At 58.6% G+C, this 23,330-nt stretch carries 21 protein-coding genes; 3 read left to right on the top strand and 18 right to left on the bottom strand.

What is annotated here, in order from left to right:
* Window positions 1-100: 100 nt before the first annotated feature.
* The 14 genes from nuoF to JFU11_RS13960 all read right to left on the bottom strand — a co-directional run bounded on the left by nuoF (window position 101) and on the right by JFU11_RS13960 (window position 16,265).
* A complete protein-coding gene (gene nuoF / locus JFU11_RS14025; RefSeq protein ID WP_008014896.1) occupies window positions 101-1,456 on the bottom strand; it encodes an NADH-quinone oxidoreductase subunit NuoF in 1,356 nt (451 codons plus the stop codon).
* Entirely contained in the window at window positions 1,453-1,950 is a 498-nt protein-coding gene (nuoE, locus tag JFU11_RS14020; RefSeq protein ID WP_007940871.1) for an NADH-quinone oxidoreductase subunit NuoE, read from the bottom strand. The genes nuoF and nuoE overlap by 4 nt, the downstream gene beginning before the upstream one ends.
* A 2-nt stretch (window positions 1,951-1,952) precedes the next feature.
* The gene (gene nuoC / locus JFU11_RS14015; RefSeq protein ID WP_123722022.1) at window positions 1,953-3,737 is read right to left on the bottom strand and encodes an NADH-quinone oxidoreductase subunit C/D; all 1,785 of its coding nucleotides are present in this window, start codon (window positions 3,735-3,737) and stop codon (window positions 1,953-1,955) included.
* A 72-nt stretch (window positions 3,738-3,809) separates the two neighbouring features.
* Window positions 3,810-4,484 (bottom strand): NADH-quinone oxidoreductase subunit B, encoded by a 675-nt coding sequence (locus JFU11_RS14010; RefSeq protein WP_123722023.1) that lies wholly within the window; start codon window positions 4,482-4,484, stop codon window positions 3,810-3,812.
* Between the two features lie 10 nt (window positions 4,485-4,494).
* Entirely contained in the window at window positions 4,495-4,908 is a 414-nt protein-coding gene (locus JFU11_RS14005; RefSeq protein WP_007905050.1) for an NADH-quinone oxidoreductase subunit A, read from the bottom strand.
* 650 nt (window positions 4,909-5,558) lie between these two features.
* Window positions 5,559-6,884, bottom strand: coding sequence for an isocitrate lyase (gene aceA / locus JFU11_RS14000; RefSeq protein WP_007905048.1), 1,326 nt, complete (start codon window positions 6,882-6,884; stop codon window positions 5,559-5,561).
* A gap of 510 nt (window positions 6,885-7,394) precedes the next feature.
* Window positions 7,395-8,156: a secretin N-terminal domain-containing protein gene (locus JFU11_RS13995; protein WP_201060927.1), complete on the bottom strand. Its 762-nt coding sequence runs from the start codon at window positions 8,154-8,156 to the stop codon at window positions 7,395-7,397.
* A 234-nt stretch (window positions 8,157-8,390) separates the two neighbouring features.
* Window positions 8,391-8,816 carry a GNAT family N-acetyltransferase gene (locus JFU11_RS13990; protein ID WP_007905044.1) on the bottom strand — a complete coding sequence of 142 codons (426 nt, stop codon included), beginning with the start codon at window positions 8,814-8,816 and terminating at the stop codon, window positions 8,391-8,393.
* Window positions 8,809-9,978: a cupin domain-containing protein gene (locus tag JFU11_RS13985; protein ID WP_201060926.1), complete on the bottom strand. Its 1,170-nt coding sequence runs from the start codon at window positions 9,976-9,978 to the stop codon at window positions 8,809-8,811. The genes JFU11_RS13990 and JFU11_RS13985 overlap by 8 nt, the downstream gene beginning before the upstream one ends.
* Before the next feature lie 86 nt (window positions 9,979-10,064).
* Window positions 10,065-11,435, bottom strand: coding sequence for an adenylosuccinate lyase (gene purB / locus JFU11_RS13980; protein ID WP_201060925.1), 1,371 nt, complete (start codon window positions 11,433-11,435; stop codon window positions 10,065-10,067).
* Window positions 11,436-11,562: 127 nt separating this feature from the next.
* Complete coding sequence (gene hflD, locus JFU11_RS13975; protein WP_048396927.1) at window positions 11,563-12,186, bottom strand: high frequency lysogenization protein HflD; 624 nt, start codon at window positions 12,184-12,186, stop codon at window positions 11,563-11,565.
* Window positions 12,183-13,316: a tRNA 2-thiouridine(34) synthase MnmA gene (gene mnmA / locus JFU11_RS13970; protein ID WP_201060924.1), complete on the bottom strand. Its 1,134-nt coding sequence runs from the start codon at window positions 13,314-13,316 to the stop codon at window positions 12,183-12,185. The genes hflD and mnmA overlap by 4 nt, the downstream gene beginning before the upstream one ends.
* Before the next feature lie 59 nt (window positions 13,317-13,375).
* On the bottom strand, window positions 13,376-13,822 hold the full coding sequence (locus JFU11_RS13965; RefSeq protein ID WP_123722026.1) for an NUDIX hydrolase: 447 nt from the start codon (window positions 13,820-13,822) through the stop codon (window positions 13,376-13,378).
* A gap of 217 nt (window positions 13,823-14,039) precedes the next feature.
* On the bottom strand, window positions 14,040-16,265 hold the full coding sequence (locus JFU11_RS13960; protein ID WP_201060923.1) for an NADP-dependent isocitrate dehydrogenase: 2,226 nt from the start codon (window positions 16,263-16,265) through the stop codon (window positions 14,040-14,042).
* A gap of 493 nt (window positions 16,266-16,758) precedes the next feature.
* On the opposite strand from JFU11_RS13960, the gene icd reads away from it, so the two are divergent.
* Window positions 16,759-18,015, top strand: a complete 1,257-nt coding sequence (gene icd, locus JFU11_RS13955; RefSeq protein WP_007905029.1) for an NADP-dependent isocitrate dehydrogenase — start codon at window positions 16,759-16,761, stop codon at window positions 18,013-18,015.
* A 59-nt stretch (window positions 18,016-18,074) separates the two neighbouring features.
* Here the strand turns inward: icd and JFU11_RS13950 are convergent, their stop codons facing one another.
* The gene (locus tag JFU11_RS13950) at window positions 18,075-18,356 is read right to left on the bottom strand and encodes a cold shock domain-containing protein (protein WP_123358425.1); all 282 of its coding nucleotides are present in this window, start codon (window positions 18,354-18,356) and stop codon (window positions 18,075-18,077) included.
* Window positions 18,357-18,580: 224 nt separating this feature from the next.
* On the opposite strand from JFU11_RS13950, the gene clpS reads away from it, so the two are divergent.
* Window positions 18,581-18,943 (top strand): ATP-dependent Clp protease adapter ClpS, encoded by a 363-nt coding sequence (gene clpS, locus JFU11_RS13945; RefSeq protein ID WP_015094394.1) that lies wholly within the window; start codon window positions 18,581-18,583, stop codon window positions 18,941-18,943.
* 30 nt (window positions 18,944-18,973) lie between these two features.
* On the top strand, window positions 18,974-21,244 hold the full coding sequence (gene clpA / locus JFU11_RS13940) for an ATP-dependent Clp protease ATP-binding subunit ClpA (RefSeq protein WP_052967012.1): 2,271 nt from the start codon (window positions 18,974-18,976) through the stop codon (window positions 21,242-21,244).
* Between the two features lie 256 nt (window positions 21,245-21,500).
* Here clpA and infA read toward each other — a convergent pair whose 3' ends face one another.
* From infA to aat, 3 genes are all read right to left on the bottom strand, one after another.
* Window positions 21,501-21,719, bottom strand: coding sequence for a translation initiation factor IF-1 (gene infA / locus JFU11_RS13935; protein WP_002553999.1), 219 nt, complete (start codon window positions 21,717-21,719; stop codon window positions 21,501-21,503).
* Window positions 21,720-21,819: 100 nt separating this feature from the next.
* Window positions 21,820-22,527 (bottom strand): arginyltransferase, encoded by a 708-nt coding sequence (locus JFU11_RS13930; protein ID WP_201060922.1) that lies wholly within the window; start codon window positions 22,525-22,527, stop codon window positions 21,820-21,822.
* Between the two features lie 88 nt (window positions 22,528-22,615).
* Complete coding sequence (aat, locus tag JFU11_RS13925; RefSeq protein ID WP_201060921.1) at window positions 22,616-23,296, bottom strand: leucyl/phenylalanyl-tRNA--protein transferase; 681 nt, start codon at window positions 23,294-23,296, stop codon at window positions 22,616-22,618.
* Between the last annotated feature and the right edge of the window lie 34 nt (window positions 23,297-23,330).

The following is a 23,330-nucleotide window of genomic DNA, read 5'->3' as shown; positions in this document are numbered from 1 at the left end:
TGGCTAATGGAATCTTGTTATTCGCGTGGATCAACACAGCCGTTTACGGCGTCATCACACGAGAAGACGAAGGGCACGGACCCTTCGCCTTTTTAAGCGTTTACGCGCCGACTACGATCGGCTTTGCCAGAGGCGGGACGACGGCGCTGGTAGGCGCGATGCCGGCTTCGAACTCATGGCGGAAGTATTTGATGGCGCTGCCCAACGGCTCCACGGCACCCGGTGCGTGTGCACAGAAGGTCTTGCCCGGGCCGAGGAAACCGACCAGACCCAGCAGGGTCTCGATATCGCCGGCTTGCCCTTCACCGTTCTCGATCGCGCGCAGCAGCTTGACGCTCCACGGCAAACCGTCACGGCACGGGGTGCAGAAGCCGCAGGATTCGCGGGAGAAGAACTCTTCCATGTTGCGCAACAGGGAAACCATGTTGACGCTGTCGTCCACCGCCATGGCCAGGCCGGTACCCATACGGGTGCCCACTTTGGCGATGCCGCCGGCGTACATTTGTGCGTCCAGGTGTTCCGGCAACAGGAAACCGGTACCGGCGCCGCCTGGCTGCCAGCACTTGAGCTTGTAACCGTCGCGCATGCCGCCGGCGTAGTCTTCGAACAACTCGCGACCGGTGACGCCGAACGGCAATTCCCACAGGCCAGGGTTCTTGACCTTGCCGGAGAAACCCATGAGCTTGGTGCCCATGTCTTCACTGCCTTCGCGGGCCAACGATTTGTACCAGTCCACGCCGTCGGCAATGATCGCCGGTACGTTGCACAGGGTTTCAACGTTGTTCACGCAAGTCGGCTTGCCCCACACGCCCACGGCGGCAGGGAAGGGCGGCTTGGAGCGCGGGTTGGCGCGGCGGCCTTCGAGGGAGTTGATCAGTGCGGTTTCTTCACCGCAGATGTAACGCCCGGCACCGGTGTGGACGAACAGCTCGAAATCGAAGCCGCTGCCCAGGATGTTTTTACCCAAAAGGCCCGCTGCCTTGGCTTCTTCCACGGCACGGTTCAGGTGCTTGGCGGCGGTGGTGTATTCGCCACGCAGGAAGATGTAGCCACGGTAGGTTTTCAGCGCGCGAGCACTGATCAGCATGCCTTCGATCAGCAGATGGGGCAGTTGCTCCATCAGCATGCGGTCTTTCCAGGTGTTCGGCTCCATCTCATCCGCGTTGCACAGCAGGTAGCGGATGTTGATGGATTCGTCCTTGGGCATCAGGCCCCACTTCACGCCCGTGGGGAAGCCTGCACCGCCGCGGCCCTTGAGGCCGGAGTCTTTCACGGTCTGGACGATGTCGTCCTGGGCCATGTCGGCGAAGGCTTTGCGCGCAGCGGCGTAACCGTTCTTGGCCTGGTATTCGTCGAGCCATACGGCTTCGCCGTCGTCACGCAGACGCCAGGTGAGCGGGTGAGTCTCGGCCGAACGCTTGATGCGGTTGGCTGGACCGAAGGAAGTCAGGGTCATACGTAGCCCTCGAGCAATTTGGCAACGCCGGCAGGCTGCACATCACCGAACGTGTCGTCGTCGATCATCAGCGCCGGCGCCTTGTCACAGTTGCCGAGGCAGCAGACTGGCAGCAGGGTGAAACGACCGTCGGCGGTGGTCTGACCCAGGCCGATGCCCAGCTTGCTCTGGATTTCGCTGACCACCGACTCGTGGCCGCCGATGTAGCAGACCATGCTGTCGCAGACGCGAATGATGTGACGACCCACGGGCTGACGGAAGATCTGGCTATAGAACGTCGCCACCCCTTCAACGTCGCTGGCCGGGATGCCGAGGATCTCGCCGATGGCGTAGAGCGCGCCGTCAGGCACCCAGCCACGTTCCTTCTGGACGATCTTCAGGGCTTCGATCGACGCCGCGCGCGGGTCTTCGTAGTGATGCAGCTCATGCTCGATGGCCGAGCGCTCGGTTTCGCTCAGGGCGAAACGGTCTGTCTGGATAAGCGGGCTGTTCATGCTTAGCGGTCCACGTCGGCCATAACGAAATCGATACTACCCAGGTACGCGATCAAGTCCGCGACCATGCTGCCTTTGATCACCGAAGGGATCTGCTGCAGGTGCGGGAAGCTTGGAGTACGAATCCGGGTGCGGTAGCTCATGGTGCCGCCATCGCTCGTCAGGTAATAACTGTTGATGCCCTTGGTCGCTTCGATCATCTGGAAGGATTCGTTGGCCGGCATGACCGGGCCCCACGAAACTTGCAGGAAGTGCGTGATCAGGGTCTCGATGTGTTGCAGCGTGCGCTCTTTTGGTGGCGGCGTGGTCAGCGGGTGATCCGCCTTGTACGGGCCTTCCGGCATGTTGCGCATGCACTGCTCGATGATCTTGAGGCTCTGGCGCATTTCTTCGACGCGAACGATGCAACGGTCGTAGGCATCGCCATTGGCCGCCAGCGGGATTTCGAATTCGAAGTTTTCGTAGCCGGAGTAAGGGCGAGCCTTACGCAGGTCGAAATCGCAACCGGTCGAACGCAGGCCGGCACCGGTGACGCCCCATTCCAGGGCTTCTTTGGTGTTGTAGGCGGCGACGCCGATGGTCCGGCCACGCAGGATGCTGTTGTCCAGTGCGGCTTTCTGGTATTCGTCCAGACGCTTTGGCATCCACTCGACGAAATCCTTGACCAGTTTTTCCCAGCCGCGCGGCAGGTCGTGAGCGACGCCACCGATGCGGTACCAGGCCGGGTGCAGACGGAAACCGGTGATGGCTTCGATCACCGTGTACGCCTTCTGGCGGTCGGTGAAGGTGAAGAACACCGGGGTCATGGCGCCGACGTCCTGGATGTAAGTCCCCAGGAACAGCAGGTGGCTGGTGATCCGGAAGAACTCGGCCATCATGATGCGGATGACGTCGACCTTCTCGGGCACCTTGATGCCGGCCAGCTTCTCGACCGAGAGCACGTACGGCAGGTTGTTCATCACGCCGCCGAGGTAGTCGATACGGTCGGTGTACGGAATGAAGCTGTGCCAGGACTGACGCTCGGCCATCTTCTCGGCACCACGGTGGTGGTAACCGACGTCCGGCACGCAGTCGACGATCTCTTCACCGTCCAGCTGCAAAATGATACGGAATGCACCGTGCGCCGAAGGGTGGTTCGGGCCCAGGTTGAGGAACATGTAGTCCTCGTTCGGCCCGGAACGCTTCATGCCCCAATCTTCAGGCTTGAAGCGCGCGGCTTCTTCCTCAAGCTGTTGCTTGGCCAGGGTCAGGCTGAACGGGTCGAACTCGGTGGCGCGGGCCGGGAAGTCCTTGCGCAGCGGGTGACCTTCCCAGGTCGGCGGCATCATGATGCGGGTCAGGTGCGGGTGACCGGCAAAGTTGATGCCGTACATGTCCCACACTTCACGCTCGTACCAGTTGGCGTTCGGCCAGAGACCGGTAACGGTCGGCACGCTGAGGTCGCTCTCGGACAAGGCGACCTTGATCATTACGTCACTATTACGTTCGATCGACATCAAGTGATAGAACACAGTGAAGTCGGCGCCGCTTGGCAGCCCTTGACGCTTGGTGCGCAGACGCTCGTCCACGCCGTGCAGGTCATAGAGCATGACGTACGGCTTGGGCAGGTTGCGCAGGAAGGTCAGGACTTCGACGAGTTTGGCGCGGGCAACCCAAAGCACCGGCATGCCGGTGCGGGTCGGCTGGGCGGTGAACGCCTCCGGGCCAAAACGATTGTTCAGTTCGACGACCACATCCTGGTCGTCTGCCTTATAAGGCGGGATGTACAGAGCACTGCCTGTAGTCATGGTTATTTATCGCTTTCGGTCAACGTAAAGAATGAAGCCAGTTTCTCGTTCTATTAAAGAAGTAGATCTGGATCAGACTTCGTCGGGGCTGCGCAGGTTGGTGACTGCGATTCGCTGTTCGCGGCGCTTTTCCTTCTCGGAAGGCATCTCGGCGCGGTACACGCCTTGATCACCAACGACCCAGGAAAGCGGACGACGCTCCTGTCCAATCGACTCCTGCAACAGCATCAAGCCTTGCAGAAAAGCTTCAGGGCGGGGTGGGCAGCCAGGCACGTAGACGTCCACGGGCAGGAACTTGTCCACCCCTTGAACGACGGAGTAGATGTCGTACATGCCACCGGAGTTGGCGCACGAACCCATGGAGATGACCCATTTAGGCTCGAGCATTTGCTCGTAGAGACGCTGAATGATCGGCGCCATCTTGATGAAGCAGGTACCGGCGATAACCATGAAATCCGCCTGACGCGGCGATGCCCGGATAACCTCGGCGCCAAAGCGCGCGATGTCGTGGGGCGCCGTGAAGGCGGTGGTCATTTCCACGTAGCAGCACGAAAGACCGAAGTTATACGGCCACAGGGAGTTCTTGCGCCCCCAGTTGATCGTGCCGTTGAGCACGTCTTCGAGCTTGCCCATGAAAATGTTTTTGTGGACTTGATCTTCTAACGGATCGGAAACGGTTTCCCGTTTGCCAATCGGATACTGCTCGTTAGGAGCATCGGGGTCGATCCTGGTGAGATTGTATTGCATTGCCAAAGCCTCATTGTTTCAGCTTCGCTTGCCGCTTACGACGAGCTTCCGGAGCCCAGTCAAGGGCGCCCACTCGGAATAGGTAGACAAGACCTGCCAACAGAATTGCTATGAAAACGAGAGCTTCGACGAATCCGGTCCAGCCGCTTTCGCGGACGGACACAGACCAGGCAAAGAGAAAAAGGGCTTCGATATCGAAGATCACGAAGAGCATCGCGACCAGATAGAATTTGGCTGAGAGCCGCAAGCGGGCGCCACCGGTAGGTAGCATGCCGGACTCGAACGGTTCGTTTTTGCTGCGGCCCCAGGCTTTTGACCCGAGGAGGCTGGATACGCCGAGCATGAAGGCGCAAAGGCCGCCGACACCCAGAAGGAAAATGGCAAAGCCCCAGTTGTGGGCCATGAGTCCGGTCGCTTCGGGCATGCTGGTAATCCTTAACAGAGAGCAAAGGTCTCTGAGCTTGAAAAGAAACAAAGCAGTGACGATATGTCGCAGCAATCAATCGCGGTGATTTTATGGCTAAACACCGAGCAAGTAAAATTCAGATAGCGAAATTATTTACAAGAATAAGGACATAGCGTGCCTCCAAAGCCCTGTAGCCCATGCCGCTCGGGCATTAGCGGGGGTTTTGTCAAATATGTTTTGTAGGGAATGTAACGAACATACTTGCCGCTAAATGATAATCAATATTATTTGACGCAGTTTTCAAACTGTTTAACGGGTGAGTGGCTGGGAAGTTGTCTTATATGCGTGTTACTGCAAGTAGCGAGCTCGGTCGTTTTACCTTATTTTCCGGGCCGTGAAACTGCTCTGGATCAATGTGTTTCGCAAAATTCTGTGGGTTAACACGTTCCCTGTGGGAGCCGGGCTTGCCCGCGATGGCAGTGTGTCAGACACGGCAGATGTTGACTGACAGGTCGCCATCGCGGGCAAGCCCGGCTCCCACAGGGTTTTGCAGTGATCGAAAAATCGCAGGCAAAAAAACGCCCCGAACCAGTCGGGGCGTCAGATGAGCGGCTTTGCGGTTAGCTTTTTATTCGGTCCGCAAGGGCCGTTTGCTTAAGCGAAGCAGATCAGTGGAACTGTTCTTCTTCGGTCGAACCGGTCAGCGCAGTCACCGAGGACGTACCACCTTGAATCACGGTGGTCATGTCGTCGAAGTAGCCGGTACCCACTTCCTGCTGGTGAGCCACGAAGGTGTAACCCTTGGCAGCGTCAGCGAACTCTTGCTCTTGCAGCTTCACGTAGGCAGTCATGTCGTTGCGGGCGTAGTCGTGCGCCAGGTTGAACATGCTGTGCCACATGTTGTGAATGCCGGCCAGGGTGATGAACTGGTGCTTGTAACCCATGGCGGACAGTTCGCGCTGGAACTTGGCGATGGTCGCATCGTCCAGGTTTTTCTTCCAGTTGAAGGAAGGCGAGCAGTTGTACGACAGCAGTTGGTCCGGGTATTCCTTTTTGATCGCTTCAGCGAAGCGACGAGCCTCGTCCAGATCCGGCTTGGCGGTTTCGCACCAGATCAGGTCGGCGAACGGTGCATAGGCCAGGCCGCGAGCGATGGCCTGGTCGAGACCGGCGCGCACTTTGTAGAAGCCTTCCTGGGTACGTTCGCCAGTCACGAATGGCTGGTCGTACGGATCGCAATCGGAAGTCAACAAGTCGGCTGCGTTAGCGTCGGTACGGGCCAGGATGATGGTCGGTGTACCGGCTACGTCAGCTGCCAGACGAGCAGCGGTCAGCTTCTGCACTGCTTCCTGGGTAGGAACCAGTACCTTGCCGCCCATGTGGCCGCATTTTTTCACGGAAGCCAGTTGGTCTTCGAAGTGAACGCCGGCGGCGCCTGCTTCGATCATGCTCTTCATCAGCTCGTAGGCGTTCAGTACGCCACCGAAACCGGCTTCAGCGTCAGCCACGATCGGAGCGAAGTAGTCGATGTAACCTTCGTCGCCCGGGTTCTTGCCGGCTTTCCACTGGATCTGGTCAGCGCGACGGAACGAGTTGTTGATGCGCTTGACCACGGTCGGAACCGAATCCACCGGGTACAGCGACTGATCCGGGTACATCGATTCGGCGGAGTTGTTGTCCGCAGCCACTTGCCAGCCCGACAGGTAGATCGCCTGGATACCGGCTTTGACTTGTTGCACAGCCTGGCCGCCGGTCAGGGCGCCCATGCAGTTGACGAAATCTTTCTCAGGACGGAAGGACGGCTTGGCACCCTGGGTTACCAGGTTCCAAAGCTTGTCGGCGCCCATTTTTGCAAAGGTGTGCTCAGGTTGAACCGAGCCACGCAGGCGGACGACGTCAGCAGCGGAGTAATTGCGTGTCACGCCTTTCCAGCGCGGGTTTTCAGCCCAATCTTTTTCGAGGGCTGCAATTTGCTGTTCGCGTGTCAGTGCCATGGGGATAAACCTCGTCGCGTCTTTAATCGAAAGTGGTTCTGGGTGGACAATTCCTGCGTGCCAAATACGCATTTCAAAGGGGCGTAAAAGGCTGCTCGCTGACCAGAAGCTTAGGCGGTCAAGTCGGGTTCGGCGGGGATGGCGACGGGATGAACGATGGGCTCGAGGGGAAGTGAGCAGGTAAGGGCGAAACTGGCGAGCGCATTCGGGCGTCGTGGGCCTTGGTGCGAACTTCAGTGTGGAGCCGGGCTACCTATTACGCTTCCGTCCCTCGGGACAACTTCGTTCCAGTCGGCAACCTCGTCAAACACACCTTGTGGGCGGTACAGACACGAATCGGCTCGCGGGGTAGGTGCGAACAGCGACTCGAAAGCCCTTGCCAGGGCCTCTGATTAGCGGGAGCGAGGCCATCATGCCTTTGCTTTTTTGGCTCGTCAAACGTTTTGTAGTGCTTTTTTTCAAGCACTACATCTTTGGTCTAATACGACTAATCAGTCAGTTTTTGGTGCTTTAGTCCAACGTATCGACTTTCACCCGCAGAGTCATGTCATCCCGGCCCTGAGTCGAGTAGCTGCGGGTAAGACCCTGTTTGTCGGCCTGAGTCTGGCGATTTACGCCGGCCAGGGTGATCCACTCGCCCAGTCGACCGCTGACAGTTGTGTCGGTACTTTGCACGTTCACTACATCGGGACGTTCCTGGCTCATCCGGTCACGGTTGGTACTGATTGCCAGATGAACGATGTCGCCGGTGACGCTCGCGGTGACGTAGAAACCTTGGGTGACATTGCGGTATTCGGTCTGGCTGCGCAGGTCGCCATAGCTGTCGGTCTGGGTGCTGGTGAGCGGCACGCTCTGGCCGACCTGGATCAGCGCCGGTGTGCCTTCGCTGGCCTGAACCTGCTGGATACCGCCGTCGCGGCTGTCGGTGCTGCGGTTGATGATGCGAGTCTGGCTCGGCTTGGCACCGTTCACCGAGTAACCCTGATCACCCTGGAAGTTGTTCTCGTTGGTGTCGACGGTGATCAGCAAGCGCTTGGCGGCCACATCGAGCTGGCCGATCAAGGCCTTAAGTTCGTCGATCTTGCGCTGTTCTGCGTTGACAATCAGCCGATTGCCATAGGCGCTGACCTGGCCGTCCTTGCCGATGAAATTCTGCGCCACCGGTAGCAGGTCGGCGCTGGTGCGATAGTTCAGGGGCACGATCTCGGTGGCGGCCATGACCGAAAAACTGCAGGTCAGCAGCAGCGTGGTGAGCAGGGTGCGTAGGGACATATCCGTTATCTCCGGCCTTTAAAGTCTTGATATTGCCAGTTTGTCGGCCCGCGGTGGGGCAAGTTGAATCGTAGACAGCAAAACGCCCCGGCATCCGAGGATGGCGGGGCGTTTTGTGGTGTTCCTGATGTGCATTTGTGGCGAGGGAGCTTGCTCCCGTTGGGCTGCGCAGCGGCCCTGAAAATTTGGGGCCGCTTCGCGACCCAGCGGGAGCAAGCTCCCTCGCCACAGGTCTCAGGCGGAGTGCCGCACCATGTCCACATGCGGAATCCCGGCTTCCAGGAATTCCTCACTGACCATGCTGAAACCCAAGCGCTCATAGAACGCCGTGGCCTGCACTTGCGCGCTCAGCATCTGCTGCTTCAACCCGCGTTCCTCGGCTTCACCGATCACCGCTTGCATCAGCGCATCGCCGACTTTCAAGCCGCGCCAGTCCTTCAGTACCGACACCCGGCCGATGTGACCATCGGGCAGCAGTCGAGCGGTGCCGATCGGGAAGTCGCCTTCAAAGGCCAGAAAGTGGACTGCCGTTGCGTCATCAGCATCCCATTCCAGCTCAGGCGGAACGGATTGCTCGGCGATGAACACCGTCTCACGAATGCGCCGGATCTCAGCGTTGTCCTTTTGCCAGTCTGCGACACGTACGTGAATTTTATTCATCAGCAAACCCCAGGCTGCCTTGCTTGACCAGCTCGCACAGCAGACCGCGACCGTCTTCGTCGTTCAGCCACTCACCAAGGTTGTCGGTATGCAGGGCGTCGGCGGCGCAGATCATTTTCAGCAGCTCGCGCAGTTTGCCCGGCAGGTAACGGCTCTGGCCGCTGGCGAACAGCAGAAGATCGTCATCGACTTCAGACCAGGCCATGCGCGCGCTCGGGTTGCGGATCAGGATCGCGCCTTGCTCGAGGCTGGCGAGCAGGTCTTCTTCTTCGATCTCTTCCGGACCAGCCACCAGCTCCGGGTAGCGCGGCTCGGTCATGAACTGGCCGAACCAGGTCAGCAGCAGGCGCTCGTCGCTCATGTGCTCAGCCAGCAAAGCTTTCAGGCGATCAAGGGCGTCGTGCTGAATCTGGTGTGGATCGACTGCCGGCAGAGCGTCGGCGTCGGTGTAGCGCTCTTCGTCAGTCAGGAACTGGCTGAGGAAGTCGGTGAAGTGAGTCAGCACTTCAGAGGCGCTCGGGGCGCGGAAACCAACCGAATAGGTCATGCAGTCATCGACAGCCACGCCGCAATGGGCCAGGCGCGGCGGCAGGTAGAGCATGTCGCCCGGTTCCAGAACCCACTCTTCGGTGGCTTCGAAGTCGGCGAGGATGCGCAGGTCTGCGTGGGGCAGCAGCTTGCTCTCGGAATCGCACATCTGGCCGATTTTCCAGTTGCGCTTGCCGTGACCTTGCAGCAGGAACACATCGTAGTTATCGAAGTGCGGGCCGACGCTGCCACCCGGAGCAGCGAAGCTGATCATCACGTCGTCGACGCGCCAGCTCGGCAGGAAGCGGAAGTTCTCCAGCAGTTCGCCGACTTCTGGCACGAACTGGTCGACTGCTTGAACCAGCAGGGTCCACTCGGTCTCCGGCAGTTTGCTGAACTCGTCTTCAGCGAACGGGCCGCGGCGCAATTCCCATGGGCGCTCGCCGTGCTCGATCACCAGGCGCGATTCAACTTCTTCTTCCAGCGCCAGTCCGGCCAGTTCGTCGGGATCGATCGGGCTTTCGAAATCAGGGATCGCCTGACGGATCAGCAGGGGTTTTTTCTGCCAGTAGTCACGCAGGAATTCGCGCGCCGTGATGCCGCCCAGAAGTTGAAGAGGAATGTCAGGATTCATGTGTAACCTATTGAAAAAAAGCACTTTTCAGACGGGAATAAAAACGCCCGGCGCTGCCGGGCGTCTCAAACGGGTAAAGCGGTCGATCAGATGCGTTTGGCTTGCTCTACAGCGTTACCGATGTAGTTCGCCGGGGTGAGCAATTTCAGCTCGGCCTTGGCGGCGGCTGGCATGTCCAGGCCGTCGATGAAAGTTTGCAGTGCTTCAGGGCTGATGCCCTTGCCACGGGTCAACTCTTTCAGTTTTTCGTACGGGTTTTCGATGTTGTAGCGACGCATCACTGTCTGGATTGGCTCGGCCAATACTTCCCAGCACGCGTCCAGGTCAGCAGCGATTTTCTGAGCGTTGAGCTCCAGTTTGCTGATGCCTTTGAGGCTGGCTTCGTACGCGATCACGCTGTGGGCGAAGCCGACACCGAGGTTGCGCAGTACGGTTGAGTCGGTCAGGTCACGCTGCCAGCGGGAGATCGGCAGCTTGCTCGCCAGGTGCTGGAACAGTGCGTTGGCGATACCCAGGTTGCCTTCGGAGTTTTCGAAGTCGATCGGGTTGACCTTGTGCGGCATGGTCGACGAACCGATTTCGCCAGCGATGGTGCGCTGTTTGAAATAACCCAGGGAGATGTAGCCCCAGATGTCGCGGTCGAAGTCGATCAGGATGGTGTTGAAGCGCGCGATCGCGTCGAACAGCTCGGCGATGTAGTCGTGCGGTTCGATCTGCGTGGTGTACGGGTTGAAGCCCAGGCCCAGCTCGTCTTCGATGAAGGCGCGGGCGTTGGCTTCCCAGTCGATCTCAGGGTAGGCCGACAGGTGAGCGTTGTAGTTGCCGACAGCGCCGTTGATTTTGCCCAGCAGCGGAACGGCGGCGACTTGAGCGATCTGACGCTGCAGACGGTAAACCACGTTCGCCAGCTCTTTGCCCAGGGTGGTCGGCGAGGCCGGTTGACCGTGGGTACGCGACAGCATCGGCACGTCAGCGAAACGGATGGCCAGCTCGCGGATGGCGTCGCTAGTCTGGCGCATCAGCGGCAGCATCACATCATCACGGCCTTCGCGCAGCATCAAGGCGTGGGACAGGTTGTTGATGTCCTCGCTGGTGCAGGCAAAGTGGATGAATTCGCTGACGGCAGCCAGTTCTGGCAGCTTGGCCGCTTGCTCTTTGAGCAGGTACTCAATGGCTTTGACGTCGTGGTTGGTGGTGCGCTCGATCTCTTTGACACGCTCGGCGTGCTCCAGAGAGAAGTTTTCCGCCAGGGTGTTCAACACAGCGTTGGCTTCGGCGGAGAACGCCGGCACTTCGCTGATGGCAGGGTGAGCGGCCAGGCGCTGGAGCCAACGCACTTCAACCAGAACGCGAGCACGGATCAGACCGTATTCGCTGAAAATTGGGCGAAGGGCCTGGGTTTTGCCGGCGTAGCGGCCGTCAACAGGGGAAACCGCAGTGAGCGAAGAGAGCTGCATGGGGTGTTCTCGGACAGTCGGGCAACGAAATGGGGCGCGTATCATACATGAAAAAATCCGCCGGTCCGTTGCCAACTGACCGGCGTATTACGCGTTACTGACTACAAAGCGGTATTGCAGGCGCGGTTCAGCTGCTGCGCATCAGCGGGTAAAGCTCTTTAAGCAACTTGCGCCGGCTGATCACCAACTGCCAGCGATGACCGCCCAACTGCCGCCACAGGCGTGCTGAACGGATCCCGGCCAGCAGCAGCGCGCGAATTTTCGAAGCATTGCTCGGTTGTTGCAGGTTGCGCATGTCGCCATGCACCTGAATCCGTTGGCGCAGGGTGCTCAGGGTGTCCTGATACAGCGCACCGCAGGCGGCGATTACGTTTTCATGAGCCGGGCCGAAGTGTTCGACCTGCGACTGGATCTGTGGCAAACGCTTGCCGATCACTTCCAGCATGTCTTCGCGCTTGGCCAATTGACGCTCCAGCCCCAGCATTGACAGGGCATAGCGCAGCGGTTCGCGCTGAAGGGTGCTGGGGTCGCGCTCCAGGGCACCGATCAACGCGCGGTAGCCTTCACGCAAGTTGATGTCGTCACCGCCATAGACTTCCAGCGTGTCCTTGGGGTCGCGAATCAACAGGCTGCCGAGCATGCAGGTCAGGCCGGCTTCGTTGGTCTGGCCACTTTTGGCGATTTTGTCGACCAGTACGGCGGCGAGAAACACGCCGCCCAGGGCCGTCAGTTGCTCCTGGGTCGGGCTCATGAACGCTGACCCTTGCTGGTCCAGGGTTCGGCCACTTCGATCACGCCGCCACCGAGGCAGATTTCGCCGTCGTAGAACACCACGGATTGGCCTGGGGTGACCGCGCGTTGCGGGTCATCGAAGGTCGCGCGGTAGCCGGTGGCAGTCTTTTCCAGCGTGCAAGGCTGGTCGCTCTGGCGATAACGCACTTTGGCGGTCAGCTTGCGCGGCTCGGTCAAATCGATCGGATTGACCCAATAGATGTCCGAGGCGAGCAGGGCGCGGGAGAACAAATAAGGGTGATCATTGCCCTGGCCAACGATCAGTTCGTTGTGTTCCAGGTCCTTGATCAGCACGTACCACGGCTCGTCACCGGCGTCTTTCAAGCCGCCGATGCCCAGGCCCTGACGCTGGCCGATAGTGTGATACATCAAGCCGTGGTGACGGCCGATCACTTCGCCTTCGGTGGTCTTGATCTCGCCTGGCTGGGCCGGCAGGTATTGCTTGAGGAAGTCGCTGAAGCGGCGTTCGCCGATAAAGCAGATCCCTGTGGAATCCTTTTTCTTTGCGGTGGCCAGGTCGTGTTTCTCGGCAATCGCGCGCACTTCGGGTTTTTCCAGTTCGCCGACCGGGAACAGAGTCTTGGCGATCTGTTCACCGCCGACGGCGTGCAGGAAGTAGCTCTGGTCCTTGTTCGGGTCCAGGCCCTTGAGCAGTTCGGTGCGGCCATCGATGTCGCGGCGGCGCACGTAGTGGCCGGTGGCGATCAGGTCGGCGCCGAGCATCATGGCGTAGTCGAGGAACGCCTTGAACTTGATTTCGCGGTTGCAGAGGATGTCCGGGTTCGGCGTGCGACCGGCCTTGTATTCGGCCAGGAAGTGTTCGAACACGTTGTCCCAGTACTCGGCGGCGAAGTTGGCGGTGTGCAGCTTGATGCCAATCTTGTCGCACACGGCCTGAGCATCCGCCAGGTCATCCATGGCGGTGCAGTATTCCGTTCCATCGTCTTCTTCCCAGTTCTTCATGAACAGGCCTTCCACCTCATAGCCCTGCTCGATCAGCAGGAGAGCGGAAACGGAAGAGTCCACGCCGCCGGACATACCGACAATGACGCGCTTCTTTTGTGTGTCAGAAGGGGCTGGATCACGCATAGGGATTCAATGAGTGTCTTTAAAAAGGACGCGATTCTAGCAGGCCGAAGCCCGCAAGGCTAAAGAGAAGGGCGGATCAGTTCGAGACCGAAGTGTTTGCCGTCCAGATAATCATCGATACAGCGGATGATCAGCTCACTGCGCCAGTTTGCGCGCTGTTGCAGCAGTTCGTCACGCGTCAGCCATTTTGCGCCGACGATACCGTCATCCAGCTGATAATCCGGGTGGTGTTTGAGCGGTTTTGCGGTGAAGCAGACCCGCTGGTAAGTCACGCCGTTGCTCGGGGCGGTGTAGAGATAAATGCCCACCACGCCCGTCGGCTCGACGTCCCAGCCGGTTTCCTCGAGGGTTTCGCGCACGGCGGCGTCGATCAGGGTTTCGTCCGGGTCCAGATGGCCGGCCGGTTGGTTGAGCACCGTTTTTCCGTGCTTGAGTTCTTCGACCATCAGAAAGCGACCATTGTCTTCGACGATGGTGGCGACGGTGATGTGGGGTAGCCAATCCATGAAGCTTCCTCGTTTTGAATGTTGAAGTCCGATCCTGTGGGAGCTGGCTTGCCTGCGATGGCGGTGGGTCAGTCGAAAGCAATGTTGAATGATAAACCGCCATCGCAGGCAAGCCAGCTCCCACAGGGTTTTGTTTCGGCAGATAGAATAGATATGTGTGAACGCCAGAAACAGAAACCCCGGCACTGGGCCGGGGCTTCTTTGCATCCTTACAACCTTAAACCAGCGCAGCGATCGCGGCGTTGAAGGTGTTGCTCGGGCGCATGGCCTTGCTGATCAGCTCGGCATTGGCGTGGTAGTAACCGCCGATGTCCACTGGCTTGCCCTGAACGGCGTTGAGCTCGGCAACGATGGTCGCTTCGTTCTCGGTCAGGGTTTTGGCCAGTTCGCCGAACTGCGCTTGCAGTGCAGCGTCTTCGGTCTGGGCGGCCAGGGCTTGAGCCCAGTACAGCGCCAGGTAGAAGTGGCTGCCGCGGTTGTCGATGTTGCCGACTTTGCGCGATGGCGACTTGTTGTTGTCCAGGAACTGGCCAGTGGCCTGATCCAGGGTCTTGGCCAGCACCAGTGCTTTAGGGTTGTTGTAGGTAACACCCAAGTGCTCAAGGGAAGCGGCCAGGGCCAGGAACTCGCCCAGGGAATCCCAGCGCAGGAAGTTCTCTTCCAGCAGTTGCTGAACGTGCTTCGGTGCCGAACCACCAGCGCCGGTTTCGAACAGGCCACCGCCGTTCATCAGCGGAACGATCGACAGCATCTTGGCGCTGGTGCCCAGCTCCATGATCGGGAACAGGTCGGTCAGGTAGTCGCGCAATACGTTGCCGGTCACCGAAATGGTGTCCTTGCCTTCGCGGGTGCGGTCCAGGGTGAGCTTCATCGCGTCGACAGGCGACATGATGCGGATGTCCAGGCCGGAGGTATCGTGATCCTTCAGGTATGCCTGAACTTTCTCGATCACTACGCCATCGTGGGCGCGCATTGGGTCCAGCCAGAAAATGGCTGGAGTTGCGCTTGCACGGGCACGGTTGACGGCCAGTTTGACCCAGTCCTGGATCGGCGCGTCTTTGGTCTGGCACATGCGGAAGATGTCGCCGGCTTCAACCGACTGTTCCAGCAGAGTGCGGCCAGCGCCGTCGGAAACCCGAACCACGCCGTTTGCCTTGATCTGGAAGGTCTTGTCGTGCGAGCCGTACTCTTCGGCTTTCTTCGCCATCAGGCCAACGTTTGGCACGCTGCCCATGGTGGTTGGATCGAAAGCGCCGTGCAGCTTGCAGTCTTCGATCACCGCCTGGTAGATGGTGGCGTAGCAGCGATCCGGGATCACAGCCTTGGTGTCGTGCAGCTGGCCGTCAGTGCCCCACATTTTGCCGGAGTCACGGATCATCGCCGGCATCGAGGCGTCGACGATGACGTCGCTCGGCACGTGCAGGTTGGTGATGCCTTTGTCGGAGTTGACCATGGCCAGCGATGGGCGAACGGCGTAGACCGCCTGGATGTCCGCTTCGATCTGCGCTTGCTGATCGCTAGGCAGGGCTTTGATGCGAGCGTACAGGTCGCCGATGCCGTTGTTCAGGTTGAAGCCGATCTGTGCCAGCACGTCAGCGTGCTTGGTCAGTGCGTCTTTATAGAACTCGGCAACGATCTGGCCGAACATGATCGGGTCGGAGACCTTCATCATGGTGGCTTTCAGGTGAACCGACAGCAGCACGCCTTTGGCTTTGGCGTCTTCGATCTCGGCCGCGATGAAGCTGCGCAGCGCTTTTTTGCTCAGAACGGCGCAATCGAGGATCTCACCGGCTTGCACGGTGGTTTTTTCTTTCAGGACGGTGGTGGTGCCGTCTTGAGCGATCAGTTCGATTTTGACGGCGTCAGCGGCGTCGATCAGGGCGGCTTTTTCGCTGCCGTAGAAATCGCCGGTGCTCATGTGAGCGACGTGGGACTTGGAGTCTTTGGCCCATGCGCCCATTTTGTGCGGGTGCTTGCGCGCGTAGTTCTTGACCGACAGCGGTGCGCGACGATCAGAGTTACCTTCGCGCAGAACCGGGTTCACGGCGCTGCCCTTGATCTTGTCGTAACGCGACTTGGCGAGCTTGTCGGCATCGCTGGTCACGGTTTCCGGGTAGTCCGGCAGTGCGAAGCCTTGGGCTTGCAGCTCTTTGATCGCGGCCTGCAGTTGTGGAACCGAAGCGCTGATGTTCGGCAGCTTGATGATGTTGGCTTCAGGCGTAACGGCCAGGTCGCCCAGTTCGGCGAGGTGGTCGGCTACGGCTTTGTCACCCAATTGCTCGGGGAAGCTGGCCAGAATGCGCCCTGCAAGAGAGATATCGCGGGTTTCAACGGCGATATCAGCCGAGGCGGTGAAAGCCTCTACGATAGGCAACAGTGAATAGGTGGCGAGGGCTGGGGCTTCGTCGGTGAAGGTATAGATGATCTTCGAGCGGGTGGGCATATTCGGATTAACTCTCTCTTCTTTGCTAAAGCGTGCGCAGAAACTCGAGGGGCGCCGGGTAAGCGCGTTCGTTCAAAGTCATCCATGAGCCGAATGTCGAGGTTTCTTCGCGGTGATGTTGGGTGCATCAGTCGAGCGTCAAGCGGGTGGACTGCGGTAGCAATCCGGCTTATTCGGGCCCAACGTCTTGTGATAGAGCGGTCGGCCGTCGTGACTCTGTGGTCAGCGGCGGCATTATACATAGGTAGCTGGCAATCTGCCGATGGTTCATATGCAACGTTTTTCGTCCATTGGTCTAAAGGTCGCAGGCCGGTGTGGGGCGTAGAGTCGTTCGCCGTGCTTGAGTTTGGCGCTTTTCCCTTTGCTTTCAGGCTTGTACGTCGCGAACTGCGCAGCTTTGCGGCAGATGGTCAGAACATAGGGTTTGCGCGCCGATTTAACTGGGGTACGCTCGAACGCAGCCAGATGTTCAATCCAAACAATGGAGTACAGCATGGGATACAAGAAGATTCAGGTTCCAGCCGTCGGCGACAAAATCACCGTCAACGCGGACCATTCTCTCAATGTTCCTAACAACCCGATCATCCCCTTCATTGAAGGCGATGGTATTGGCGTTGATATCAGCCCGGTCATGATCAAGGTTGTCGATGCTGCTGTTAAGAAGGCTTACGGCGGCGAGCGCAAAATTTCCTGGATGGAAGTCTACGCCGGGGAGAAAGCGACTCAGGTTTACGATCAGGACACCTGGCTGCCTCAGGAAACCCTGGACGCGGTCAAGGATTACGTGGTTTCCATCAAGGGCCCTCTGACCACGCCGGTCGGCGGTGGCATCCGTTCGCTGAACGTGGCCCTGCGTCAGCAACTCGACCTGTATGTGTGCCTGCGCCCGGTGCGCTGGTTCGAAGGCGTACCTAGCCCGGTCAAGAAGCCAGGCGATGTCGACATGACCATCTTCCGTGAAAACTCGGAAGACATTTATGCCGGTATCGAATGGAAAGCCGGTTCGCCGGAAGCGACCAAGGTCATCAAGTTCCTTAAAGAAGAAATGGGCGTCACCAAGATCCGTTTCGACGAAAACTGCGGTATCGGCGTCAAGCCGGTTTCCCTGGAAGGCACCAAGCGTCTGGCGCGCAAGGCTCTGCAGTATGTGGTCGACAACGACCGCGACTCGCTGACCATCGTGCACAAAGGCAACATCATGAAGTTCACCGAAGGTGCCTTCAAGGAATGGGCCTACGAAGTGGCTGCTGAAGAATTCGGCGCGACCCTGCTCGACGGCGGTCCGTGGATGCAGTTCAAGAACCCGAAAACCGGCAAGAACGTCATCGTCAAGGACGCCATCGCCGACGCCATGCTCCAGCAGATCCTGCTGCGCCCGGCCGAGTACGATGTGATTGCGACCCTGAACCTCAATGGCGACTACCTCTCCGATGCCCTGGCGGCCGAAGTGGGTGGTATCGGTATCGCGCCGGGTGCCAACCTGTCCGACACCGTGGCCATGTTCGAAGCGACCCACGGGACTGCGCCGAAATACGCCGGCAAGGACCAGGTCAACCCGGGTTCGTTGATCCTGTCCGCCGAAATGATGCTGCGTCACATGGGCTGGACCGAAGCGGCCGACCTGATCATCAAAGGCACCAACGGCGCGATCTCCGCGAAAACCGTGACCTATGACTTCGAACGTCTGATGGAGGGCGCGAAACTGCTGTCCTCTTCCGCGTTTGGTGATGCGCTGATCTCGCACATGTAAACCAGCTGATAAAAAAACCGCCTTCGGGCGGTTTTTTTATGACTGGATGACGAGCTGCGTCAGCTCGACACTGTTTCTTGCCGGGTGGCAGTGGCGCTCTGTTCGTTCGGGGAGGTGGCAGATGCGATCTTTACTGCATGCAGCCCTTTGGGGCCCTGGATGATCTCAAAGCTAACAATTTGCCCAGCCTTGAGGGTTTTGTATCCATCCATTTCAATAGCCGAATAGTGGGCAAAGAAATCGATATCCTTGCCATCCTCGTCACGACCTTCTCTGGCGTCGGTGTTAATGAAACCGAACCCCTTGGCATTGTTGAACCATTTCACCTTACCGACAGCCATACCCATATCCCTCTGCAACAGACTCCATCACTGGAGTATCATCCAGTTAATCCGCAGTCTAATCTGCAAATAAGATTGACTCCGCGGACCTTTTTTACCCACTGTGGGCTCTATTGGTTGTAACACCGATTTTCCGATAGTCAAGGTGACCGGGCAGTCGGAGTTGAAAACGTTCATAACCGCCCCCACCACTGTATTTGCACAACTGACGAACCTTTCTTTCCATGCATGCAATCAGCCAGATTCGACTAACATTCAATCAGGATCGCCCTGATTTACACGACGACGATTCCGCAGGCATTGCTGTTCAGGAGGCTAAGCCTGCTTTACAGGCGCCACCGATGTACAAGGTGGTTTTGTTCAACGATGACTACACACCGATGGATTTCGTCGTCGAAGTGCTCGAGGTGTTTTTTAACCTGAATCGCGAGCTGGCGACCAAGGTCATGCTGGCCGTCCACACAGAAGGACGGGCAGTATGTGGAGTGTTTACCCGCGACATCGCCGAGACCAAGGCCATGCAGGTCAACCAGTACGCCAGGGAAAGCCAGCATCCGCTACTCTGTGAAATCGAGAAGGACGGTTAATCGCCGACCACTTGGGTATGAGGTGAAGCTATGTTAAACCGCGAGCTCGAAGTCACCCTCAATCTTGCCTTCAAGGAGGCTCGTTCGAAGCGTCATGAATTCATGACCGTCGAGCACCTTCTGCTGGCCCTATTGGATAATGAGGCTGCCGCCACCGTTTTGCGTGCCTGCGGCGCAAACCTCGACAAACTCAAGCATGACCTGCAGGAGTTCATCGACTCCACCACGCCATTGATCCCTCTTCATGACGAGGATCGTGAAACCCAGCCAACCCTGGGCTTCCAGCGTGTACTGCAACGTGCTGTCTTTCACGTACAGAGCTCGGGCAAACGCGAAGTGACTGGCGCTAACGTGCTGGTCGCAATCTTCAGTGAGCAAGAGAGTCAGGCAGTGTTTCTGCTGAAACAGCAGAGCGTTGCGCGCATCGATGTCGTCAACTACATCGCCCATGGCATTTCCAAAGTGCCGGGGCATGGCGATCACTCTGAAGGTGAACAAGATATGCAGGACGACGAGGGCGGTGAGTCTTCCTCTTCAGGCAATCCTCTGGATGCTTATGCCAGCAACCTCAACGAACTCGCGCGCCAGGGTCGTATCGATCCGTTGGTAGGCCGTGAGCTGGAAGTCGAGCGCGTCGCGCAGATCCTCGCGCGTCGTCGCAAAAACAATCCGCTGCTGGTGGGCGAGGCGGGCGTGGGTAAAACCGCGATTGCCGAAGGCCTGGCCAAGCGCATTGTCGACAACCAGGTGCCGGATCTGCTGGCCAACAGCGTGGTGTATTCCCTCGATCTGGGGGCTTTGCTGGCCGGGACCAAATACCGCGGCGATTTCGAGAAGCGCTTCAAGGCGCTGCTCAATGAGCTGAAAAAACGTCCGCAGGCGATCCTGTTCATCGACGAGATCCACACCATCATTGGTGCGGGCGCTGCGTCCGGTGGCGTCATGGATGCTTCGAACCTGCTCAAGCCATTGTTGTCTTCGGGCGACATTCGCTGCATCGGTTCGACCACGTTCCAGGAGTTCCGCGGGATCTTCGAGAAGGACCGTGCTCTGGCTCGGCGCTTCCAGAAGGTCGATGTGTCGGAACCTTCGGTGGAAGACACCATTGGCATCCTGCGTGGCCTGAAAGGGCGTTTCGAAGCGCACCACAACATCGAATACAGCGATGAAGCCCTGCGTGCCGCTGCTGAACTGGCCTCGCGCTACATCAATGACCGGCACATGCCGGACAAGGCCATCGACGTTATCGACGAGGCGGGCGCCTATCAGCGTCTGCAACCGATCGAGAAGCGGGTGAAGCGCATCGAAGTGGCTCAGGTCGAGGACATCGTCGCGAAAATCGCGCGAATTCCGCCTAAGCACGTCACCAGTTCCGACAAAGAGCTGCTACGTAACCTTGAGCGTGACCTGAAACTCACGGTATTTGGCCAGGATGCGGCGATCGACTCGCTGTCGACCGCGATCAAACTGTCCCGTGCCGGCCTCAAGTCGCCTGACAAGCCCGTCGGTTCGTTCCTGTTCGCAGGGCCGACCGGTGTTGGTAAAACCGAGGCCGCGCGGCAACTGGCCAAGGCGTTGGGGGTCGAGCTGGTTCGCTTCGACATGTCCGAGTACATGGAGCGCCACACCGTATCGCGTCTGATCGGTGCGCCTCCAGGCTATGTCGGGTTCGATCAGGGCGGTCTGCTGACCGAAGCCATCACCAAGCAGCCTCATTGCGTGCTGCTGCTCGATGAAATCGAGAAGGCGCATCCCGAAGTCTTCAACCTGCTGTTGCAGGTTATGGACCACGGTACGCTGACCGATAACAACGGGCGCAAGGCGGACTTCCGTAACGTAATCGTCATCATGACGACCAACGCCGGTGCCGAGACTGCAGCGCGTGCTTCGATCGGTTTCACCTATCAGGACCACTCGTCCGATGCGATGGAAGTGATCAAGAAGAGCTTCACGCCGGAATTCCGCAACCGTCTGGACACCATTATCCAGTTTGGTCGCCTCAGTCATGAGGTCATCAAAAGCGTGGTGGACAAGTTCCTCACCGAACTTCAGGCGCAGCTGGAAGACAAGCGTGTGCTGCTGGAAGTCACCGACGCTGCTCGCAGCTGGCTGGCGGCCGGTGGTTACGACTCGGCAATGGGCGCTCGTCCAATGGCGCGTTTGATCCAGGACAAGATCAAGCGTCCACTGGCCGAAGAGATCCTCTTTGGCGAACTGGCCGAACATGGCGGTGTGGTACACATCGACATCAAGGACGGCGAGCTGACCTTCGAGTTCGAGACCACGGCTGAAATGGCCTGACGTTAAACCGCAACAAAGTAAAAAGGCGCCGATTGGCGCCTTTTTGCTGTCTGGTCGATTTCAAGCGATAAACACAAAACCCTGTGGGAGCAGGCTTGCCCGCGAAGGCGGCACATTCAGCATCCAGGCAAGCAGACCCACCGCTATCGCGGGCAAGCCCGCTCCCACAGGATCTGTGCAACGGCTCGAAATGTGGCAGCTAATTTCCACACAAACAAAAACGCCCGGCATAGCCGGGCGTTTTGTATTGACTTGATTAGCGAGCGCGGTAGGTGATGCGCCCTTTGCTCAAGTCATAGGGCGTCAGCTCGACGCGCACTTTGTCGCCGGTAAGAATACGGATGTAGTTCTTGCGCATCTTGCCGGAGATATGCGCGGTTACGACGTGCCCATTTTCCAACTCCACACGAAACATGGTGTTGGGCAGGGTGTCGACGACAGTGCCTTCCATTTCGAAGCTGTCTTCTTTCGACATGCAGTAAAGCCCTCGGTGTCCAATGAATGGCCCGGTGCAACTGCGCCAGGCAAAAGCGGCGTGCATTGTGCCCGAAAAATGGGGTTTAAGCCAAGGGGTTCTAGCTCAGGATGACCCAACGCTGATTAATCAGCAGTTCGATAGGGCGATATTGGGTCTTGTAGCTCATTTTTTTGCAGTTTTTGATCCAGTAGCCGAGATAGACCGCTTCCAGGCCCAGGCGCCGGGCTTCGGCGATCTGCCAGAGAATCGCGTAACGCCCCAGGCTGCGACGCTCCTCGCCGGGCTCGTAGAAGGTGTAGACCGCCGATAAACCGTTGGGCAGCAAGTCGGTAACGGCCACTGCCAGCAGTCGGCCTTCGAGACGAAACTCGTAGAAGCGGGAGAACGGCAGGTCACGCACCAGGAAGGTCGAAAACTGGTCGCGGCTTGGCGGATACATATCGCCATCGGCGTGACGTTGTTCGATGTAGCGCTGATAGAGGCCGAAGTACTCTTCGCTGAACTTTGGCCTGGCCGGACGCACCTGCAAGTCGGCATTGCGTTTGACGATGCGTTTCTGCTGACGGTTGGGGGTAAATTGCCCCACAGGAATGCGCGCCGGTACGCACGCATTGCAATGCTGGCAATGGGGCCGGTAGAGATGATCGCCACTGCGACGAAAACCCATTTCCGACAGGTCTGCATAGACATGCACATCCATGGGCTGACTAGGGTCGAGGAACAGCGTGGTGGCCTGCTCCTCGGGCAGATAACTGCAAGAGTGGGGCTGAGTGGCATAGAACTTCAAACGCGCCAACTCGGTCATGATCAACCCTCGGGATAAGCTTTTTGATTAGGGGGCGTTCTCAATTCGTTTCCCCGCATTAAGTGTAAGCCACGCGCGCAAAAGTCGCTCAGCAAACCCAAGTGGCACGGCTGGGGTGATCCAGGTGCCGCGCAAGGTAGCCGGCAAATTCACGGCGGGGAATCGCTCGAGCACCCAAACTGTGCAGATGATCGGTAGGCATCTGGCAGTCGATCAGCACAAAGCCTGAGTCTTTCAGGTGTCGCACCAGGGTGGCGAAGCCATATTTGGAGGCGTTGTCGGCGCGGCTGAACATCGACTCGCCGAAAAACAACTGCCCCATAGCCAGGCCGTAGAGCCCGCCGACCAGCACGCCATCGTCCCAGACCTCCACCGAGTGGGCGTAACCACGCCTGTGCAGTTCGACATAGGCGTCCTGCATCGCTTGGGTGATCCAGGTGCCGTCAGCGTACTCGCGCGGCGCGGCGCAGGCGCGGATGACCGCGGCAAAATCCCGATCGAAGGTCACTTGATAGCGCTGTTGGCGCAGCAGTTTGTTCAAGCTGCGGGAGACATGCAGTTCGTCGGGAAACAGTACCGTGCGCGGATCCGGCGACCACCAGAGAATCGGCTGGCCCTCCGAAAACCACGGAAAGCAGCCGTGACGATAGGCCTGGATCAGGCGATCGGCGGACAAATCGCCACCCGCGGCCAGCAGCCCGTTGGGGTCGCGCATGGCTTTTTCCAGCGGCGGGAAGGTCAGGGTGTTGCGTTGTAACCAAGTCAGCATGGCATCCGGGCTTGCAGAAGGGGAGGGCGGTAGC

This window comes from Pseudomonas sp. TH37, assembly GCF_016650735.1.
In the GTDB taxonomy this organism is placed as follows: Bacteria; Pseudomonadota; Gammaproteobacteria; order Pseudomonadales; family Pseudomonadaceae; genus Aquipseudomonas; species Aquipseudomonas farris.
This window is presented reverse-complemented; position numbering and strand designations above follow the sequence as displayed.